Genomic DNA, 20,087 nt, shown 5'->3' with positions numbered 1-20,087 from the left:
GCTATTTGGATTTCCACTTGCCTTGATAGACCTGCTGGGCTGGGCCTGTTAGGATGATGTTTTGAAAACTTCCGTCTGCTGCTGAAGTGAAATTGACGCTGAGATTTCCTCCTGGAGTTTTTATTTTTACTTCGTTCAGCTCGTTTTGGTACCCATAGACTAAGGCACATGCTGTCACGCCTGTACCACAAGAGAGGGTCTCGTTTTCCACACCTCTTTCGTAAGTGCGAACATGGATCTCATTTTCGCTGATTGGTGTGATGAAGTTCACATTGGTGCCCTTAGGCTGATAGGCTTCACTGTAGCGTATGGCTTTTCCCGCTTCTACGACTGGGTATGTGATTACATCTTCTACAAATCTCACATGATGTGGTGATCCTGTATTCACGAAATAATCTTGCCCAGCGTTTGATAAGCTATTGACAGGACTCATTTCTAGGCTTATTAATTCATCTGCGATATTGGCGGTATGTGGGCCGTCGATGGCCATAAAGCGGGTTTGGTCAGAGATGATTCCCAAAAACTTAGAAAATGCTACTGCACATCGTGCGCCATTTCCACACATGCTTTGAGATCCGTCTGCATTGAAATAAATCATTTCGAAATCAAATCCTTCTTTATTTCTGATCAAAATCAATCCATCTGCTCCGATTCCGAACTTTCGGTCGCAAAGATTTTGTACAAGTTGAAGGTCTTGCTCAGGGAAATTCTCAACTCTGTCATCAATCATGATGAAGTCATTGCCCGTGCCTTGATATTTGTAAAAAGAAAATTCCATTTGTAAGGTACCTGTTTCAAGAAAACATTATTTCAAAAACCAAACCATTGATTTTTGGTTTTGCAAACATAAACATCTTGTCATAAAATCAGACTTATTGTCCGATTTATGGTTTTATTATCGCCATGAAATCTTTAACTTAGGCATTTAGATAAAATGATGTGTTATGGATTTTGAGAAATTTAGGAGGCTATTGATATATCAATGTATATCAAAACCAAAGAATACTTCAAGAAGGTATATCTAAAACACTAATCGATTGTACAATTTTGAACAAACAAAACCAAAGGATAAAACCCTAAAAAAATGAAAAACTCAAATTTTAAAGTATCCAGGAGGTATTTTATTTCAAGAACTTCAAAGGCCACGCTTGCAATTGGCATAGGGTCATCTATGATAGGCTCTGCTTTCTTGACGGCCTGTGGTGGGGGATCTACAGAAGAGGGCGGAGTGATTTTACGAACTGGATTTGAACAGACGCCATTGCCTTATGATTATACTGCACTAGAGCCACATATTGATGCCATGACCATGGAGATTCATTATACAAAGCATGCAGCAGCTTATGCAAAAAATCTTGGAGAGGCAGCCGCTGAAGAGGGTGTAGATGTGAGTGCTCCTCTAGAGGAAGTATTGATGAATATTTCTAAATATTCTACCAAAATGCGGAATAATGGTGGGGGACATTATAACCACGAGCTTTTTTGGAAGATCATGTCACCAAACGGTGGTGGTGAGCCAACTGGAGATCTTTCAGATGCTATCAATGCGTCCTTTGGAAGTTTTGCAGATTTCGCAACACAATTTGAGAATGCAGGAAAAACCCGATTTGGCTCCGGCTGGGCTTGGTTGGTTTTAGATGCAGATAAAAAACTAGCGGTAGGCTCAACACCCAATCAAGATAATCCATTGATGGATGTATCAGATTTCCAAGGCATCCCATTGATGGGGATAGATGTATGGGAGCACGCTTACTATTTGAAGTATACCAGTGATAGAGCAGGTTACATCGGCAACTGGTGGAATTTGGTCAATTGGGATGCCGTGGCGGAGCGCTACGATGCTTTAAAATAAGAGATATTAGATTAATTTCTTCAAACGCAAAGTAAGGTGAATTTACTTTGCGTTTTTTTTTGAATTTCATTTTGTCTTCATTTCACCTTCATGCCCACTTCATTATCATGGTGTTACTTTGAATAGAAAACAAAAAATAATTACCATGAAAACAAAGAACCAATTATTCGGAATGATTGTCGTGTTTATCTCGGTGATCAGTTTTGGGCTATTCTCATGCTCAAATGATGAAGACATCAACGGGGAGGGGCAGATTAAAATGAACATTACTGATGCTCCTATAGATGAAGAAGGTGTGACAGGCGTATATATTACCTTCTTGGGAATCGAATACCAAAAAGAAGGAGGATCTTGGCAAACTGCTGAGGAATTCGAAGGGCCAGTAACCATTAATTTGTTGGAATTGCAAAATGGTAGAACTGAGCTTCTTGGTGATTTTACAGCAGGCGCTGGAAGATACACTGGCGTGAGATTCAAGCTAGATGCTGCTACTAGAGGAAGCACCGCTTCTAATCCAGGTTGTTACATTACTTTTGAAGATGGAACGCAAGTGCCATTGTTTGTGCCAAGTGGAGAGCAGACTGGATATAAGGCGGTTGGTGAATTTACCGTTCCTGTTAATGGAACTGTTGAAATTACAGCTGATTTTGATCTAAGGAAATCAGTTACAAAAGCTGGAGTAACGGGAATGTATCTTTTGAAACCTACGATCAGAGTGATTGTCAATAATGAAGCTGGTGATATCAGAGGAAATATTTCAAACAGAAATGCTGAAAGCGCTTATGTAGTATATGCATATGAAGCGGGGTCATTTGATGAATCTGAAAGTGATGATCCAGAAGGCGAAGAAGTAAGATTTCCAAATGCCATCTCTAGTACTCGTGCGGAAGATAACGGAGATTATATACTTGCCTTCTTGGCACCTAAGTCTTATGACTTAATAGTAGCTGAAATTGATGCTGAAGGCGTACCAACTGTAGTTCAAACTGTAACCGATGTGACTGTTGATAGCAGGCAAGTTACAATAGCAAATATTGAACTTTAATTACTACTACCTTGAATGATTAAAAAGCCTCAGATCTCTCTGAGGCTTTTTTTATTTATATTGGACAGGATGGATGAAATATATGAAACGACTAAAAATATAAACGAACTGTTATAAATAGAATTTAAGTAACGTTTTTTTACTTAAATCCAATTTCTGGTTTTTAAGACCATAAATTGTTTCGGATACAAATATTTTGTCATTTTTTACCCGATCCGTTGGCACAGGCATTGCGTAATTCATTATCGTAAACCAACTATTTATGAAAATGAAAAATTCAATCAAACACATTCAAAAACTGGCATTCATTATGGCTCTTGGATTCCTAACTTTTTCTTGTTCTCAAGATGATGATGCCAACATGGACGAACCACAAAGCAATGTTGCGCTGAGTGCAACTACAGAGAGCAGTGGTTCTTCCAATGCAAGGATGAACGATAGAGTTATCGTGAATGGTTTTGCAACTAGTCAATTTGCAGTAGGGACAAAAGATGTAGAAATGCGCTACGCAGCTAAAGCAGATCTTTTGGCAGGTATCAGCATTGGTAATATTTCTCTGAGAACCAATGTGAACACCTCATTTCACAATGAAGCCTCCAAGTCGAGAAATGTAATTTTGGTAAACAATGGAGACGTTAGGGTGTCAACTATCGCGGAGGGAAGAAGCCCTCAAGGTAATTACACTGAGGTGAATTTTAGATTATTTAAGAAAACAGACGGTAGTTCCAATGATCCTATGTACGAAAAATCCCTTTGGATAGCAGGGGAGATCAATGGTAAAGTTTCTACCATTTGGTTGACTACTGAGAAGATGATCAAAGCAAGGTCTCAAAATGCTGCTGGAGTAGAAGTGGATGGTGATACTGAGATGATTTTATCTTTTGATATGGATAAATTATTTGCAGGGATTGATTTCAATACTGCTGTAGATGCTAATGGTGATGGTAGAATCGACATCGGCCCAAACAGTGCTGATGGTAATGCAGCTATTTTGACTAGAATTGAAAGTAACCTTGAGACCGCTGTAATGCTCAAAAGAAAATAACCACTATCTCACCGATTTTTTTATTCAATAATCTTATCCCCCTTGGAAGTTCCTTGGGGGATTTTTCTTGCTGATTTGAATATTTCATTTCCTGATATGCATAAAGTTTTGTTTCTTTATTCAATGGACATTCAAATGACTGATCAATGTCCAAAAATTAGCATTACAAATAGAATCAAACCTATGCAAGACCCCAAATCACTTACCTCAGTAGCCGCTTTTCATCAGACATTCAAGCACCCCATTCTTTCCCAGCCAAAAATCCCCGACGCAAAAAGGTGCGAGCTTAGAGTGTCTTTAATTGCCGAGGAGCTCAAGGAGTTGGAAGAAGCTATCGCAGATCAGAATATTGTAGAGATTGCTGACGCACTTTGTGATATACAATATGTTTTATCTGGAGCTATTCTAGAGTTTGGATTGGCAGAGAAGTTCAAAGACCTCTTTGATGAAGTACAGCGCTCCAATATGAGCAAAGCTTGTAAAGACCTGGCAGAAGCAGAGGCCACTGTGGCGCATTATCAAAATCAGGGAGTAGATTGTTTTTATGAAAAAGAAGGTGAAATGTACCTGGTCTTCAGGGCAGGAGACCGAAAAACACTCAAGTCTGTGAATTATTCTCCAGCGGATCTAAAAAGCATATTGATTTAGATGTGCTTTGTAACGAGCAGTCCCCATTATTTGAGTTATGACAATCTTCAATTGAACTTAAATTGGTTTTGAATCATTATTAAAGCATACGTTGACTTAGATTACCCAATTAAATTTCCGATTATCCTCCATATTTCATGAATCAATCCCTTAAGTTTGTCGATACCCAAAAGTCAGCGTTTTACCCTACAGTTAAATCAAGAGTAGAAGCCTATTTTCAAAACAATCAAATTTCAAAAACGGCTAATAGTGCAATGGTCTTTAAGACTGTTTTCTATTTATTGCTATTTGTCAGTTTTTATATTTTGATACTACTAGAGGTATTTCCTCTTTGGGGGAGCTTACTGCTAGCTATAGGATTGGGTGCGACCATGTCATTTATAGGCTTCAATATCTGTCATGATGCATTACATGGCTCTTATTCTAACAAGAAGTGGGTGAATGATGCGCTGGGCTATATTTTCAACCTGATCGGGGCCAATGTCTATATTTGGAAAATCACCCACAATAAAGTTCATCATACTTATACCAATATCATGGGGCATGACGGGGATTTGGATGTTGCTCCGGGATTGATCAGAATATCTAAAGATGAGAAAAAGAAATTCATTCATCGCTTTCAGCATATTTATGCGTTTTTTCTTTACGCGCTTGCTTCAATTTCCTGGTTCTTTAGAAAAGATTATGTGAAGTTCTTCCAGGAAAAGATTGGTAGTCATACCAATGACCATCCAAAGCGCGAATATTTCAATCTATTCTTTTACAAATTGCTTTACTATGGCATGTATATCGTCTTGCCTTTGGTGGTGATGGATATCAATTGGTGGCAGTTTTTGATTGGTTATTTGGCGATGAACTTTACCATGGGTTTGGTCTTGGGCTTGGTGTTCCAACTCGCACATTTGGTAGAGGAGACCACTATTCCTCACCCCAAAGAGTCTGAAAATATTGAAGAGTCTTGGGCTGAGCATCAGATGAGAACTACTTCTAACTTTGCTAGGAAAAGTAAAATGGCGGCATTCTTCTGTGGAGGGCTTAACTTCCAAGTAGAGCATCACCTTTTTCCAAAAATCTGCCATATTCACTATCCTGCCATGTCTGAAATCGTCAGGACTACAGCACTAGAACACGGTCTACCATATCATGAGCACGAGACTTTGTCTATGGCCTTGCATTCACATTACAAATTCTTAAAAAGAGCTGCCCAATAAGCAGCTCTTTCATCTTTATTTACTTGACAACTTTCCTGGGAATATCCATGGGTAGTCTGGTGAGTAATTCATAATTCACTTGCTGGGTAGACTCACCAAAGGAGGCAACTGTGATTTCGTTTTTCTTTTGCTTACCGATCAAAACTACTTCATCTCCTTTTTTGACATTCTTTAAGTCTGTGATGTCTACAGCTATACTATTCATGGTGACAGTGCCTACCACAGAGACGATTTTCCCTGCGATCAGCACCTTACCCTGGTTGCTCAACAACCGGCTATAGCCGTGGGAATAGCCAATTGGAACCAGAGCAATGGTCATATCTCTTGGAGCCATGTAGCTAGAGCCATAGCCTATAAAATCTCCCATCTTGACTTTTTTCAAACTCATGATGCTACTTTTCCAAGAAATCAATCTTTTGAGAGGGTTTTTGTTGTTTTCTGGTAGACTTTTGAACTTATACATGTAAGTTTCCATGGTTGGCCAAAACCCATAGGAAGCAATTCCAATCCTGACCATATCCATAATTGTTTCGGGATAGCTAAAAGTCGCTGCAGAGCATGCGGTATGGTATCTCTCGAATGACATACCTTTCTCAGTAAACCAATCTTTGAATTGATGGTATTTTTTGATTTGTTCCCTTACACGCACATAGTTGCTGACACTCTCAGCTCCTGCATAATGCGTACAAAGTCCAGCCAAATATAAATGCGATTCATTTTCCCGTAGAATTTCAAGGAGCTTTTCTCTTTCAGCCCATTCAAAGCCAGTTCTGTGAAAGCCAGTCTCTACTTCAATGTGTATTTTGGCTTTGATTCCCGTAGATTTAGCAGCTTGTATGGTCTTTTCTAACCGGTCAAACTCAAATACAAAAAAACTAATACCCTTTCTGATCAACTCCTCCAAATCACTATTTTCCAACATCCCCATGATCATTATTTCTGACTTTTTGCTGCTGGCCTCAAAGACCCGAAGAGCTTCGTCAGCTGAAAAAGTACTGAAATGTCTCACTCCAGCTGCTTCTGCAATGGGGACTATATGTTCTATGCCATGTCCATATGCATTGCCTTTGACTACCGCAGAGATTGTCGTCTGCTCGTCTACTTCCTGCCGGAGAAATTGAATATTTTTTTTGTAGGCTGATTTACTGATTTCTATGTATGAAGTATGATTCATGAAAGGGATGCTAGAATAAATTTTAAAATTGATTGATCAGAAGCTTAATGATGAATTTGATCGATGATTTCCTCGAACATTTTCACTCCCGTAGGAATGATGTTATCTGGGAAGTCGTAATCATTTTCATGTAGTTGGGGGTGATTTTTTCCTGAACCAAGCCCAAAAAGGAGCGTCTTGGTATGAATAGAAAATAGCCCAAAATCTTCAGACCACCTGAAAGGTAAGCGGATGTGTTTGGTTTTGAGCTTCAGCTTTTTGGCAGCTTCATTACCAAACTCCCAAGCATCTACATCATTGTGACTGGCCGCAAACTCCTCTGTATATTCAAAACTGATCTCAAGGCCATACTCTTTGGCAATCTGGGTGCAGAGCTTTTCTGCATACTGTTGAAGGAGGACTTGTGTGTCATTTTCAAAAGCCCTTAAGGTAGCCATGATGGTCGCATCAGCAGGCGTGGTACCAAAGGCTACTTCGCCCAATCTGGCATGGATAACCGTAATCAGACTAAATTTCTTCATGGCATCAGGAAGTTTTTGAAGTGCCACGATGATTTTGGACATGGCTTCTGCGGGGCTATTTCCAGCTTCTGGATGGGCAGCATGTGAGTTTTCACCCTTGAGCTTGACGATCAAGCCTGCGGATGCGGCCGTGAAAGTGCCTTTTTTGATGATGATTTGATGCTGTTCGTAGCCTGGCAAGTTGTGAAGGGCAAAGGCATAATCGGGTTTGATTTTTTTGAATTTGGCATCTTCGATTACGGCTGCTGCTCCTAGGCCAGTCTCTTCTGCTGGCTGAAAAAGTAAAATGACGCGTCCCTTTTGTGGTCTCTGCTGATGTAGGAATAAACCCAATCCTGAGATAATTGCCATATGACCATCATGTCCACAGAGATGTGCTTTGCCTGGGATTGTGGATTGATGTTTGATGTTGTTTTTTTCTAAAATTGGCAAGGCATCAAGTTCACAGCGGAAGAGTGAAGTGGGGCCTTTTTCCTTCCCTTCAAAAATAAATGCTAACCCATGTCCTCCGATATTTCTGATTACTTGATCAGGCTGTAGTGGTTCGAAGAAATCTAAAATACGCTCGGCAGTTTGTTTTTCTTCACCTGATACTTCGGGGTATTGGTGGAGTGTATGACGGAGATTTTTGAGTTTTAGGAAGGACTTTTGATCCATAAGAAAATAGCTGTTGTTAAAAATCAAAATTGTAGAATACCTAATAGATTGACAAAATTTATGCGGGGATTGTTCCGGCGTACAGAAATGAATTGGTTTTTTTATAATTCTGAGCATCAAGAGGCTGAAAATTTTATAGAACTTTTTTATTTTGTAAGGTGCTTACCACTTAAAACCAAATAAATCATGACTACAGAACAGCAAACTTCATTGGAGAAGAAAATCGAAGAACTGAAAGGATCCTTGACCGGGGACATGTTTCAGGATATGGACACCCGTGATCAGATTCATAATTTAGAAATGCAACTCAAAGGTGTCAAACCCATGGACAGCCATATCGATTGTATTGGTTGTGGAAGTTAATTTTCATACCCAAAGATATTTTAACTTTTAAGCCTTCGAGATTAAATTCTTGGAGGTTTTTTTGGTGCTTATTTTACTTGACAATTTTGTAATGACCTTGTAAATCAATGAGGCGCGTTAAAATCCACAAACTTTAAGAAATTTAGTTTTTAGTGCTTCCTGCCTTTTATCAATATAAGGTGTTTTCATGTAGCTTTCTTCAACTCCTTCCACCCTCCTCAGCAAGCTCTGCCCCTTTGCTTTCCTCTGCGAGAACACCGTCGCTAAATTGCGGATTTTGTCAAAAACCCTACGGATATGAAGTCAAACCCTGCGGATATGAATTGACTAAAAAACTGAACGGCTATTGTTTTACTTTTGAAATTGAGACAAGGTAGTTTTTAAATCAAATAGGTATTATTCCTGGAGTCAATTACAATTTCATACTATGAATCAAACCTTACAACAAGAAGAAAATATCCAAAGCTTAGAGAATCACATTTCTGTAGAGGATAAGCCACAGCCCTATTTCAGTTTTGTGAATGTGATTGCTGATAAGGCGATTGAGCTGACGGAAGCTATTTTTTTTAGCAAGTTCAATCAAAATAAGGAAGCTTAATTGAGCAACAGTCAATCCCATAACGCTATTTGTATGGAAGTCTTCAAGCATTTTTCATTGGTCAAGTCGAAGATGCTTTCTCAGGCCATCAATCAAGGCAAAGGAAGAGCGATCTATCAAGATGCTTTTACAGGCAAACTCCTTTGGGCGGATGATTCGTTCGAATTTGGCTACATCTACAGTCCAAAAATGATTTGTGAAACATACCAAGCTGTACTCAGTGAAGAAGAAATCGCACAGGTAATCAATTGCCCTTCTAATGTCATCGTGACTCATACAGAAGTACTAGCTTCACTTCGAGATCAAGATCCTGATACTTGGATTAAAAATCAAGCATTAGAAAATACACTGAATATAGATCTGGCACTTGCGGCTCGACAAATCAGTAAAGCTAAAATGGCGATTGCCAATGCTGCTAATCAATACCTGAAAGATAAGCCCTAGTATGTATTCTTTAGAGCCTAATCAACCAAAGAGACGATCGATCAATCAGAAGCCAAGTCTGGAGGAGTATCGCTCTGCGGCGCTTTTTGATGTGGAGTTTCAGCTCCGATTTGATTCTACAAAAGCCATATTTCCGAGTCTAAAGGATGATGAAGTAGAAGATCTGGTTACCAAAATGATGCGCTTGGAAGGCTGGGATTATGATGCTGATAATGATCTTTACTTTCGCATTCAGCGCTTATCAGAGTGATCTGCCTCCACTTATCACTTACATTTTTGCAGAAAGCTGAATTTGTTCTAATTTAGCCAACACTTTTCCCAAAAAGCATCAATTAACACTTTCTGTCCTTCCAAAGACAAGATCAATGGGGACTTTTCGTTGCTTTAGGGAGTTAATTGATAAGAAAGAATTTAAACAAACATATTCCATGCATCAGGAAAAAATCAAGCAGGTCATAGATGAAGTCAAAAAGATAGTCGTTGGTCAGGATAGAATGGTCAACAGACTTTTGATCGGCTTATTTACCAATGGTCATATTTTATTGGAAGGTGTGCCGGGTTTGGCGAAAACCTTGACGGTAAACACGCTCGCAAAAGTCTTGCACTTGGATTTCAAAAGAATTCAGTTTACACCTGATTTGTTACCGTCAGATTTGATAGGTACGATGATTTACAACCAGCAAGAATCAAACTTTGAAGTAAAGAAAGGACCGATTTTTTCAAATATCATTTTAGCGGATGAAGTGAACCGCTCCCCTGCCAAGGTTCAGTCGGCTCTATTAGAAGCCATGCAGGAAAAGCAGGTTACCATAGGTGAGACAACTTACCAATTGGATAGGCCTTTCCTAGTATTGGCTACCCAAAACCCTGTAGATCAAGAAGGGACTTATCCATTGCCAGAAGCACAGGTGGATAGGTTTATGATGAAGGTGCATATAGACTATCCATCCAAGTCAGATGAACTTGAAGTAATGCGCCGTATGGCCAATATGTCTTTTGCATCAGAAGTAAATGCGATTCTTTCCAAGGAAGATATTTTTGCTATTCGTGCCAAAATCAATGAGGTGCAAATTGCAGAACCTTTGGAAAACTATATTATAGAATTGGTATTTGCGACTAGGTTCCCAGAGAAATATGGGTTGAAGGAAGAAGCGAAATACATTCAGTTTGGTGTATCACCTAGGGCAAGTATCAACCTCAACCTAGCAGCTCGTGCGGCAGCCTTTATGGATGGTAGGGATTATGTGCTACCAGAGGATATCAAAGAGGTCGCTGAAGATGTCTTGAACCATAGAATTATCTTGAATTATGAGGCCGAAGCTGACAACATCAATACTCGTGATCTGATACGTATTATTCTGGATAAAATACCGATTAACAAAAACGTAACATTCAAATAAGCTAAATTTCAGTAATTTCTTATTTGGAGTTGTTTGTAATACCATAGCCGTCATTGCAATATGAAAAAATTGTGATGTCGGCTATTCTTTTATAGGTATGAAATTCATTAATTCTTAATTTTCTCTACCCTGTCAATTCATATTGGATAGTGACATTTGTGGCGTTCGTTTACAAGTGTTTTCTATCGTATGAAAAAGTACACATTTACATTACTTATCACACTGATCACAATTGGGTATGCTGTCGCTCAATCTGGATCTATCAGAGGTGTGGTCAAAGACTCCAAGACTGGAGAGACTATCATAGGAGCCAATGTTCGGCTCGAAAATACAGGTTATGGGGTAGCTACTGGCTTGGATGGGGATTTTGAGATCTCTAGAGTTGAGCCGGGAAATTATACGGTTATCGTATCTTTTATTTCTTACAAAACAGTACAATACGAAGATGTGCAGGTAGTTAGTGAAAAAGCTACCGTTTTTGACGTGCTTCTTGAAGAAGATTTCGGCGACCTAGGTGAAGTGGTAGTAGTTGCTACCAGAGAATCTGGTTCCAATGTCGCTGTAGTTTCTGAAATAAGGAAATCCCTTCAAGTAGTCAGTGGGATTTCTGCAGATCAGATCAAACTGTCTCAAGACGGCAATGCTGCGCAAGTTATGAAGCGTGTCTCAGGTGTGAGCATTGTTGATAATAAATTTGTCAGAGTAAGAGGCGTGGATGATCGCTACAATGTGGTGATGATTAATAACGCCTTAGCTCCTAGTACTCAGGTTGATAAGCGTACTTTTTCTTTTGATTTGATTCCTAGTGAGAGCTTGGATAGGATGTTGATTTACAAGTCACCATCACCAGAAGTACCTGGAGATTTTGCTGGTGGAATGGTAAAGGTTTTTACCAAGAATGCTCCTGATGAAGATTTCATCACTTTTGGCATGGGTGCAGGATATAGGCAGAATACTACCCTGCAAGATTACAAGCAAACTCGTGGATCAAAAACCGATTGGTTAGGGTTTGATACATCAAGAGATCTTCCTGCAGGGTTTCCTACCACTGATCAACTTTTGAATGCTGGGGGAGGCTCACCTCTAAGAGCCGAGGCTGGTAGGATGTTAGATAATAATTATAGTGTAGAGACTTCAACAGCATTACCAGATTTCAGTACAGGTTTGGCATTTGGCAAAACTTGGAGGCTGTTAGGAGGAAAAAGACTATCAACCATTACGAGCATGAGCTATGGTCAGTCTTTCCAATATTTTCAAGCGGAAAGGAATAGATATTTTTTCCCCGTACCAGGCCAGCCTACCGAAAAGAGAGATGAGTACTTTGACGATTTTTTTACAAAAACCAATGAAATTGGAGTAATGTCAAACTGGATGTTGAGACTTAATCCAGACAATAAAATTGAATTTAGAAATCTATTTAACCAATCAGGTCTCAATGAAACGGTGCTCAGAGAGGGGAAGGATTTTGTGCAGCGTACTGAGGGTGCTAGGGATTATGCATTTAGATATGAATCCAAACTTATCTATACAGGACAATTGGAAGGTACTCACCTTTTTAATGAAGAAAAAACAAAGTTGAACTGGGTTTTAGGTGGTAATTATATGTATCATGAAGAGCCTGATTTCAGAAGATTAAGAACGTTTTTTAGTCAAGAGGGCTCTGAAGGACAATTTGTTATCATCGATCCACCAGCATCAAGCCCACAGGATTTGGGTAGATACTATGGCTATTTGAAAGACTATGGTTTAAGTCAAGGCCTTAATTACGAAAGGAAATTCAAAGGTGAAGAAAAAGACAGGCCTCGAATTCTAAGGGCAGGTTACTTAGTAGATTACAAAGCCAGAAATTTTGATGCGCGTTATATTACTACTTACTACCCAGGATTTCATGATGTGCAGTCTAAGGAAGCTTTGATTAGACTTCCAATTGATCAAGCTTTTGCTCCAGAAAATTATAGGACTGGTGATGGATGGTTGATCCAAGAAGGAACCAGGCGAACAGATAATTATGATGCTTCTACTTTCATCTCTGCTGGATATGTAGGAGGGGTATTTCCTATTCGAGAGTTTAATTTCTCAGGTGGTTTGAGAACAGAATATAGCAATCAGCAACTCGATTCTCAAAATGACCTAGGACCAGTAAGGGTTAACAATAGAGAACTAGCCATTCTACCTTCTCTCAATGTAGATTATAACTTCAATAAAAAGTCTTTGATCAGAGCTGGATACGGCAGGACACTCAATAGACCTGAGTTTAGAGAGTTTGCTCCTTTCTTGTATTACAGTTTTGAGTACTTAGCTGGCTTCTTTGGAAACCCAAATCTCCAGATGGCTAGAATAGATAACATCGACCTCCGTTATGAAATCTATCCTAATGAAGGAGAGACCTTTAGCATTGGAGCATTTTATAAGTTTTTTGATAAACCTATTGAGACTGTACAGCAGAATGTTACTGAGCAATTGCAGTTTACTTATGCCAATGCCATCGATGCGACGGTCTATGGGCTAGAAGTAGAAGGAAGAAAGGCACTTTCCACTATAAGCTCTACCCCTTTCATAAGAGATCTATCCTTCAATGTCAATGCATCATTGATATGGTCGGAGGTGTTTCTAGGTGATGATGTTGCTTTCCAAGATAGTAGAAGAGCCCTTCAAGGTCAATCTCCTTATATGATAAATGCAGCAATGTATTACATCAATCCAGTCACTGACCTACAGGCGAGTATTGCTTACAATGTAACTGGTCCTAGAATTTTTGTTGCGGGAAATGCAAATAATCCTGAAATCTACGAATTACCAAGACATACCATTGACTTGACCGTGTCCAAGACATTCAGGGACAGGACAACCTTCAAGTTTGGTATTCAGGATCTCTTGAACTTCCAGTATAGATTCTATCAGGATTCCAATTTTGATAGAAAAATAGATACTTCAATCGATGATCCTATGTATCTCTGGAGAAGAGGTACGCTTTTCACAGGTTCACTGACTTACAGAATAAAATAAACACACTAAACTTTATCTAATATCAATTAAAATGAAAAAGAATCTAAAATTTGCCGCAATTGCCGCTTTGTTAGCGTTCTCCTTTGCTTGTAGCGAGGATCCAGAACCAATTGTAACTCCTGAGCCAGAGGACGAATTGGTAGCTTTATCGGGTAATTTGTCCACTCAAACTTTGACTGCCGACAAACAATATTTGTTGCAAGGTCAGGTTTTTGTAAGAAGTGGCCAGACTGTAACCATACAGCCAGGTACAGTGATTTATGGGGAAAAAAGATCCAAAGGCACTTTGATCGTTGATCGAGGGGGTAAATTGATCGCAAGAGGTACAAAAGAAAATCCGATTATCATGACATCTGCTCAAGCCGAAGGTGAAAGAGATAGATCAGACTGGGGAGGATTGGTAATCGCAGGTAGAGCTAGAACAAACCAAGTAGATCCAGCTGTAGAAGGGATTGATCCGGTCTTGATTTTTGGTGGAACTGATGACAATGATAGCTCAGGTGAGTATGAGTATTTGAGAGTAGAATATGCAGGAATCGAATTGACACCAAATAACGAGACCAACTCCATTACCATGGCTGGTGTAGGTAAAGGTACTTTCATGGAGCATTTGATGGTTTCCTTCGGTGGAGATGATGGTTTTGAGTGGTTTGGTGGAAATGTGGATGCTAGATATCTAATTTCTCACTCTACTTGGGATGATGATTTGGATGTGGATTATGGATATTCTGGTAATGTTCAGTGGGCTCTTGTAGTAAGAAATCCATTTTATGCAGATCAATCTCAATCCAACGCATTTGAATGTGACAACGGGCCAAATGACAACGATGTACAACCATATACTACTGGAACATTTTCAAACGTAACTGTTTACGGACCAAGAGACAGAGTAGGCAGATCGATTTCGGGCAATAATTTTCATGCGATTGACTTGAGAAGAAGAACAGCTGTTTCGATTTTCAACTCTGTATTTACTGGTTTCCCAACAGGGGTAAGATTCAATACGCAATCAGTAACAGATCAATACAATGCTGGAACAGGTGTTCTTGCCAACAACATCATTATCAATCCAAATGCAAACTATGCAGCAGGTGGTGGTGCAGCAGTAGCTGATGTACAATCAATCTGGGAAGCAAAAAATACTACAGTTTCCCTGCCCGCTGCTGATGGTCCTTGGGAGGATTTCTATAGAACCTATGGTTTGAGACCTGAAAATTTCTTCGCAAGATATACTGTATCAACTTATCCAAATAATCCAAACTTCACCCTTTTAGCTAATGGTACTTTGGCCACAGGAGCTAAGTTTGATGACCCTAAATTCTCTGAAGCAGGTAGATCCACTTATTTCGATAAAAATGTTCCATATATTGGTGCATTTGGATCTACAGATTGGACAGATGGATGGGCTGAGTTTGCTCCATTGAACAAAGTTTACAAACAACAATAATCACACAACCGATTAAACCTAAGACTTGTCTTTTGCTATGTGCAAGGGGCAAGTCTTTTTTCTAAAACTGCAAGGAAAATGAAATATGCTATCCAAATATTTGTACTAGCCATATTGCTGATGGCGAGTTGTACTGCCTCTAACAAGTATAAAGCAGATAAGCATCTGAGCGCGCAAGAACAACATCAGGTTATGCTGTCTGTGATCAGGTACATGGGTCATTTGCCTAAAAAGGGAACTCATGACAACAAATTTGATCTTGTTTTTGATGAATACTACAGCAATCTTGCACTTGATTATACAGTGGAAGCCTACCATCAGGAGGGAGAATATGAATTTTTTATGGCCAGTAGAATTGCTCCTTCTTTGAAAGTTAAGAAAGTTGCCATAGGTGTAAAAATGAAAAGAAATTCAGATGGAGCACTTGAGTATTATGAAGAGGTATTTAGAACTTGGAAGTTTGAGGAAGAAGAAATGTTAGAAAAAGGGATGTTCCTTTTTGATTTGATGGTACAGGGTAAAGATTTGAGCCCTTATTATCCACAAAATTCGGGAGATGAAGAATACATAGAATTTCCTGATTCAAGAGTATCCTTTGACATCAGCCAAAGAAGATGGATTAGCACTTCAGAACTCAATCTATGATCAGTTTGGTGGTACTCGGTGAAATGTAAATGTCTTGTAGCAAGAAGTAGATTGTACAGCAACTTTTTACTTTTATTCAAGGATTTGCTTTCACCGTTATTTTTTTGATTATTTTTATAATATGAAAAGTGTCTTTTCTATACTTTTAATTTTATACATGAGCATTTTGATGTATACTCCTGTCCATGGAGAAGATATCTGCGACCATGTAGGGCATACAGAGCAGCATGCCTCTGAGCATGCTGAGAACCAATGCTGCCCGCCCTTTTCTTTCTGCAAGGTCTGCTCTATTTTCATTTACCAAGTTCGTTTTCAATTTGAAGCCATCGTGCCAGACAGGATTATTTCTAGTGAATTTTTGCTTAAGATGCCGGTTTTTCAGGAAACCAGTTTTTCAATATGGCAACCCCCTCAGTTGATTTGATTTTTTTCTGAAAGTCTTTTTTACCCTGATTTTCATTGGGAAGCTTCCTAGTAAACCTAATAGAAAAGAAGGGTTTCAAAGCCATGCTACTGAGGCTCAGTCTCCTCAGCAGCCAGTACTATGTTAAATCAGATCAAGTATATCAATGAAAAAAATATTTATGTCCTGCCTTTTGGGCTTGGGACTATACGCCTTTGCTTTTGCACAGGAAATGAAGTTCGTCATCATGGACGAGCATGAAGGCACGGCACTGATGGGTGCGACTGCCTTGATATTGGAAAATAGAAAAGGGGATGTTTCCGATGAAAATGGCCATGTAACCTTGCCATCATTACCTGATGGGAAATATACCATCAGGTTTCAGTTGATCGGTTACGAGCGCAAGCAGCTGGTCATCAACTTACCTGAAGACCTCGCAAAGATGCCAATGGACGTGCTGCTACACGAGGAACACGACCACATGGAAACGGTCACCATCACTTCCACCAGGAGTTCACGAACGATAGAGGATATTCCCACCCGTGTGGAATTCATAGCAGGGGAAGAATTGGATGAAAAAGTGAACATGAAGCCGGGAGACATCAGGGTGCTCCTGAGTGAGAGTACGGGTATTCAGGTGCAGGTCACCTCTCCTACCTCTGCCAATGCGTCAATTCGTATCCAAGGACTGGATGGAAGGTACACCCAGATTTTGAAAGATGGGTTTCCGCTATATTCAGGAGCAGCAAGCGGTTTGGGCTTATTACAGATTCCACCGCTTGATCTTCAGCAAGTGGAACTGATCAAAGGCTCCGCTTCCACACTTTACGGTGGTGGGGCAATAGCCGGATTGGTGAACTTGATTTCCAAAAGACCCACTGAAAAGGGCAACCTTGATTTTGTCTTCAACGGAACCAATGCAGGGGGATTTGATGCTTCAGGCTTTTATGGCAAGCGAAAAGACAGGGTGGGTACCACACTTTTTGCGGCCTACAATACCAACTCTCCCTTTGACCCATCAGACATTGGGCTGAGCGCCATCCCAAAGTTTGACCGATTTACTTTCAACCCAAAGCTATTTCTCTATCCATCCTCGCGTACTGACCTTGAGCTGGGCGTCAACATTTCGGTAGAAGACCGCATCGGTGGAAACATGGATTTCTTGAGAGGAAAGAGGGAAAATCCTCTTGCCTTTTTTGAAAGTAATCAAAGTGAGCGGATCAGTTCTCAGTTTGTACTCAATCATAGGCTCGAAGAAGGCAAAAGATTACAGGTAAAAAATAGTTACAACTACTTCGACAGAAGACTAAGTACAAGAGATTATGATTTCAATGCAGTGCAGCACTCCACCTTTACTGAGGTCAATTATCAGTTGGATGGAACGCAATCGGACTGGGTGTTTGGAGGGAATCTATGGACAGAGGCTTTTGTAGAGCAGCCTGGCGGCAATTTCCCCATACGTGATTACACCATGAACACGCTCGGTGCCTTTGCTCAGAACAATACCAATCTCAGTGAAAAATGGGTACTGGAGTCTGGCTTGCGTACAGACTATGTATTGGATTATGGCTGGGCAGTGTTGCCAAGAATTGCCTTGCTTTATCGAGCCAACATCAACTTCAGCTCCAGATTAGGTGGAGGATTGGGCTATAAGGCTCCTACGATTTTCACAGAAGAAAGTGAAAGGTTGCAATATCAGAATATCCAGCCAATCGATGCTGATTTCAATACTTTGGAGAAAAGTTATGGACTCAATTGGGATTTGAATTACAAGACTTCTCTTTTCGATGATCGGCTTTTCTTTAGTGTCAACCATTTGTTTTTCTACACATATCTCAACAATCCATTATTCTTGGAGACACTTGGAGGAAATGAATTCAGGTTTGTGAATATTGATGGCTACAGTGATACCAAGGGTACAGAAACGAATATCAAATGGGAATTGGGAGATTTCAAGTGGTTTATGGGATATACCTATACCCATGCCAGAATTGTGAGTAATGGAGATATCAGAGAAAATCCCCTGACTCCGCGACATAGGATCAATTCAGTGCTGTTCTACGAAGTGCATGATCAGTGGAAAATCGGCTGGGAATCCTATTATTTCAGTGAGCAGCAGTTGAGTGATGGGGCTGTTGGCCGACCGTATTGGATCATGGGTTTTATGGCGGAGAAGATTTGGGAGAAATTTTCGGTATTTATTAATTTCGAAAATTTCCTAGATGCCCGTCAGACCCGTTTTGATACCATTTTCACAGGAAGCATCGATGCCCCAACTTTCAGAGAAATCTATGCACCACTGGATGGATTTGTGATCAATGGGGGAGTGAAGCTGAGGTTGAAATAAGAAAATCAGGCCGAATTTTTCGATTATATTCTAAATATTCGGCCTGATTTTTAGAATACGTTTGAAATATTAGGCATTTTTTTTTAAGAGATTTAACTTTTCCAAAGTTTTGAAGTTTGGAAAAGTTCCTTTTTATAAGAGAAATTGTTCAAAATTGGATCTGTTGACCAAAACGGTTTCGTTTTCAGGGTAGGTAGTCAGAAAAGACGCTGGAAACCTGACTTTTTGCTCTTTCCATTTAAATTCATAAGCATGGAGGATTCCGTCAATCTCTTCAATGTAATCAATCTCTGCCCTATCATGTGTTCTCCAAAAATAAGAGTTGACAAACCTTCCTTGATAATTATTGATTTTCATCCTTTCTGAAATCAAGAAGTTTTCCCAGAGTGCGCCTTTATCCAAGCGCATTTCAGGTTGGGAGAAATTGCTGATCAATACGTTTCGAATCCCATTATCATAGAAATAATATTTCTTGCCCTTTTTAATTTCATTTCTCAGATTTCTGCTGAATGCCGGTAGTTTGAAAATGACGAAAGCTTTCTCCAAAAGATCTAAGTATTTTTCAACTGTTGCAGTATCAATGTTACCTATGGTTTGTGCGAGTTCGTGATAGCTGACTTCACTTCCAACCTGGAAAGCCAAAGCTTTAAGCAATTTGTCTATATGACTTGGTTTCCTAATATTATCAACTTGTAAAACATCCTTGTAAAGGTAACTTTGGGCAATTTCTACCAATATTTCCTTTTCTCTGCCAGGATTATTAACCACATCTGGGTAGGAGCCATACACCAAGCGTGTATCCAATAGACGCTTGGCTTCCAAGATTGAGCTATTGGCTACAATTTCCTTATAACTGATGGGATAAAGATGATAGCTTTTTTTTCTTCCTGTAAGTGGTTCTGCTGTTTGGTTCTGCAGTTCAAATGCCGAAGAACCTGTAGCTATGACCTGAATATCCGCTTTGCTATCAAATATCAGTTTGAGTTTTTTCCCAATTTCAGGTATCTGTTGAGCTTCATCGATGACCACTAATTTATTGTTTTGACCAATCAATTGTAGCAGTTGAGTGCTAGTGGTGGCATTGTTGAAAGCTTCGAACACATCGGATTCATCTGCATTTAGCCAAGAAGTTGGCAGGTTCAACTGGCATACCAATTCTTGCAAAAGTGTGGTTTTGCCAACTTGACGGGCACCAAAGAGAAGGATGATTTTTCCATGAAAGCAACTTTTGATGATACTTTCCATTAGATCCCTTCTTAGCATATTCGTATATTTTAGTCA

19 protein-coding genes are annotated in these 20,087 nt (G+C 39.7%); 14 read left to right on the top strand and 5 right to left on the bottom strand.

The features are described 5' to 3' along the window. Position 1: 1 nt before the first annotated feature. A complete protein-coding gene (gene dapF / locus BW935_RS01780; protein ID WP_076497960.1) occupies positions 2–778 on the bottom strand; it encodes a diaminopimelate epimerase in 777 nt (258 codons plus the stop codon). Between the two features lie 306 nt (positions 779–1,084). On the opposite strand from dapF, the gene BW935_RS01775 reads away from it, so the two are divergent. From BW935_RS01775 to BW935_RS01755, 5 genes are all read left to right on the top strand, one after another. After that, complete coding sequence (locus BW935_RS01775) at positions 1,085–1,852, top strand: superoxide dismutase (RefSeq protein ID WP_076497958.1); 768 nt, start codon at positions 1,085–1,087, stop codon at positions 1,850–1,852. Positions 1,853–1,997: 145 nt separating this feature from the next. Next, a complete protein-coding gene (locus tag BW935_RS01770; protein ID WP_076497956.1) occupies positions 1,998–2,897 on the top strand; it encodes a DUF4382 domain-containing protein in 900 nt (299 codons plus the stop codon). Positions 2,898–3,165: 268 nt separating this feature from the next. Then, positions 3,166–3,942, top strand: coding sequence for a hypothetical protein (locus tag BW935_RS01765; protein ID WP_076498161.1), 777 nt, complete (start codon positions 3,166–3,168; stop codon positions 3,940–3,942). 183 nt (positions 3,943–4,125) lie between these two features. Next, positions 4,126–4,590 (top strand): pyrophosphohydrolase domain-containing protein, encoded by a 465-nt coding sequence (locus tag BW935_RS01760; protein WP_076498159.1) that lies wholly within the window; start codon positions 4,126–4,128, stop codon positions 4,588–4,590. A 137-nt stretch (positions 4,591–4,727) separates the two neighbouring features. Beyond that, positions 4,728–5,801 carry a fatty acid desaturase family protein gene (locus BW935_RS01755; RefSeq protein ID WP_076497954.1) on the top strand — a complete coding sequence of 358 codons (1,074 nt, stop codon included), beginning with the start codon at positions 4,728–4,730 and terminating at the stop codon, positions 5,799–5,801. Positions 5,802–5,820: 19 nt separating this feature from the next. On the opposite strand, the gene alr is transcribed toward BW935_RS01755, so the two are convergent. Continuing rightward, complete coding sequence (alr, locus tag BW935_RS01750) at positions 5,821–6,975, bottom strand: alanine racemase (protein ID WP_076497952.1); 1,155 nt, start codon at positions 6,973–6,975, stop codon at positions 5,821–5,823. Between the two features lie 44 nt (positions 6,976–7,019). Further along, the gene (locus BW935_RS01745) at positions 7,020–8,153 is read right to left on the bottom strand and encodes an amidohydrolase (RefSeq protein ID WP_076497950.1); all 1,134 of its coding nucleotides are present in this window, start codon (positions 8,151–8,153) and stop codon (positions 7,020–7,022) included. Between the two features lie 186 nt (positions 8,154–8,339). Here BW935_RS01745 and BW935_RS18275 point away from each other — a divergent pair, with 186 nt between their 5' ends. The 8 genes from BW935_RS18275 to BW935_RS01715 all read left to right on the top strand — a co-directional run bounded on the left by BW935_RS18275 (position 8,340) and on the right by BW935_RS01715 (position 16,056). Beyond that, complete coding sequence (locus BW935_RS18275) at positions 8,340–8,516, top strand: hypothetical protein (RefSeq protein WP_175606622.1); 177 nt, start codon at positions 8,340–8,342, stop codon at positions 8,514–8,516. A gap of 427 nt (positions 8,517–8,943) precedes the next feature. Continuing rightward, the gene (locus tag BW935_RS18270; RefSeq protein WP_175606621.1) at positions 8,944–9,114 is read left to right on the top strand and encodes a hypothetical protein; all 171 of its coding nucleotides are present in this window, start codon (positions 8,944–8,946) and stop codon (positions 9,112–9,114) included. A 33-nt stretch (positions 9,115–9,147) separates the two neighbouring features. After that, positions 9,148–9,558 (top strand): hypothetical protein, encoded by a 411-nt coding sequence (locus tag BW935_RS01740; protein WP_076497948.1) that lies wholly within the window; start codon positions 9,148–9,150, stop codon positions 9,556–9,558. Position 9,559: 1 nt separating this feature from the next. Beyond that, the gene (locus BW935_RS01735) at positions 9,560–9,808 is read left to right on the top strand and encodes a hypothetical protein (RefSeq protein ID WP_076497946.1); all 249 of its coding nucleotides are present in this window, start codon (positions 9,560–9,562) and stop codon (positions 9,806–9,808) included. A gap of 178 nt (positions 9,809–9,986) precedes the next feature. After that, entirely contained in the window at positions 9,987–10,958 is a 972-nt protein-coding gene (locus tag BW935_RS01730) for an AAA family ATPase (protein WP_076497944.1), read from the top strand. A gap of 189 nt (positions 10,959–11,147) precedes the next feature. Next, positions 11,148–13,964: a TonB-dependent receptor gene (locus tag BW935_RS01725; protein WP_076497942.1), complete on the top strand. Its 2,817-nt coding sequence runs from the start codon at positions 11,148–11,150 to the stop codon at positions 13,962–13,964. 31 nt (positions 13,965–13,995) lie between these two features. After that, entirely contained in the window at positions 13,996–15,411 is a 1,416-nt protein-coding gene (locus BW935_RS01720) for a hypothetical protein (protein ID WP_076497940.1), read from the top strand. Positions 15,412–15,489: 78 nt separating this feature from the next. Continuing rightward, positions 15,490–16,056: a hypothetical protein gene (locus tag BW935_RS01715; protein WP_076497938.1), complete on the top strand. Its 567-nt coding sequence runs from the start codon at positions 15,490–15,492 to the stop codon at positions 16,054–16,056. A 151-nt stretch (positions 16,057–16,207) separates the two neighbouring features. On the opposite strand, the gene BW935_RS18265 is transcribed toward BW935_RS01715, so the two are convergent. Further along, complete coding sequence (locus BW935_RS18265; protein ID WP_175606620.1) at positions 16,208–16,372, bottom strand: hypothetical protein; 165 nt, start codon at positions 16,370–16,372, stop codon at positions 16,208–16,210. A gap of 253 nt (positions 16,373–16,625) precedes the next feature. On the opposite strand from BW935_RS18265, the gene BW935_RS01710 reads away from it, so the two are divergent. After that, complete coding sequence (locus BW935_RS01710) at positions 16,626–18,806, top strand: TonB-dependent receptor (RefSeq protein ID WP_076497936.1); 2,181 nt, start codon at positions 16,626–16,628, stop codon at positions 18,804–18,806. Positions 18,807–18,938: 132 nt separating this feature from the next. Here the strand turns inward: BW935_RS01710 and BW935_RS01705 are convergent, their stop codons facing one another. After that, on the bottom strand, positions 18,939–20,069 hold the full coding sequence (locus BW935_RS01705) for an ATP-binding protein (protein WP_076497934.1): 1,131 nt from the start codon (positions 20,067–20,069) through the stop codon (positions 18,939–18,941). Positions 20,070–20,087: the final 18 nt, after the last annotated feature.

The organism is Belliella pelovolcani, assembly GCF_900156785.1.
Taxonomy (GTDB): Bacteria; Bacteroidota; Bacteroidia; order Cytophagales; family Cyclobacteriaceae; genus Belliella; species Belliella pelovolcani.
This window is presented reverse-complemented; position numbering and strand designations above follow the sequence as displayed.

Bases quoted from the DNA above. Each gene is read 5' to 3' on its own strand.
- dapF (WP_076497960.1), bottom strand. From the start codon at position 778: ATGGAATTTTCTTTTTACAAATATCAAGGCACGGGCAATGACTTCATC.
- BW935_RS01775 (WP_076497958.1), top strand. From the start codon at position 1,085: ATGAAAAACTCAAATTTTAAAGTATCCAGGAGGTATTTTATTTCAAGA.
- BW935_RS01745 (WP_076497950.1), bottom strand. From the start codon at position 8,153: ATGGATCAAAAGTCCTTCCTAAAACTCAAAAATCTCCGTCATACACTC.
- BW935_RS01755 (WP_076497954.1), top strand. From the start codon at position 4,728: ATGAATCAATCCCTTAAGTTTGTCGATACCCAAAAGTCAGCGTTTTAC.
- BW935_RS01715 (WP_076497938.1), top strand. From the start codon at position 15,490: ATGAAATATGCTATCCAAATATTTGTACTAGCCATATTGCTGATGGCG.
- BW935_RS01765 (WP_076498161.1), top strand. From the start codon at position 3,166: ATGAAAAATTCAATCAAACACATTCAAAAACTGGCATTCATTATGGCT.
- BW935_RS01725 (WP_076497942.1), top strand. From the start codon at position 11,148: ATGAAAAAGTACACATTTACATTACTTATCACACTGATCACAATTGGG.
- BW935_RS18270 (WP_175606621.1), top strand. From the start codon at position 8,944: ATGAATCAAACCTTACAACAAGAAGAAAATATCCAAAGCTTAGAGAAT.
- BW935_RS01770 (WP_076497956.1), top strand. From the start codon at position 1,998: ATGAAAACAAAGAACCAATTATTCGGAATGATTGTCGTGTTTATCTCG.
- BW935_RS01720 (WP_076497940.1), top strand. From the start codon at position 13,996: ATGAAAAAGAATCTAAAATTTGCCGCAATTGCCGCTTTGTTAGCGTTC.
- BW935_RS01760 (WP_076498159.1), top strand. From the start codon at position 4,126: ATGCAAGACCCCAAATCACTTACCTCAGTAGCCGCTTTTCATCAGACA.
- alr (WP_076497952.1), bottom strand. From the start codon at position 6,975: ATGAATCATACTTCATACATAGAAATCAGTAAATCAGCCTACAAAAAA.
- BW935_RS01710 (WP_076497936.1), top strand. From the start codon at position 16,626: ATGAAAAAAATATTTATGTCCTGCCTTTTGGGCTTGGGACTATACGCC.
- BW935_RS01730 (WP_076497944.1), top strand. From the start codon at position 9,987: ATGCATCAGGAAAAAATCAAGCAGGTCATAGATGAAGTCAAAAAGATA.
- BW935_RS01735 (WP_076497946.1), top strand. From the start codon at position 9,560: ATGTATTCTTTAGAGCCTAATCAACCAAAGAGACGATCGATCAATCAG.
- BW935_RS01740 (WP_076497948.1), top strand. From the start codon at position 9,148: ATGGAAGTCTTCAAGCATTTTTCATTGGTCAAGTCGAAGATGCTTTCT.
- BW935_RS18275 (WP_175606622.1), top strand. From the start codon at position 8,340: ATGACTACAGAACAGCAAACTTCATTGGAGAAGAAAATCGAAGAACTG.
- BW935_RS01705 (WP_076497934.1), bottom strand. From the start codon at position 20,069: ATGCTAAGAAGGGATCTAATGGAAAGTATCATCAAAAGTTGCTTTCAT.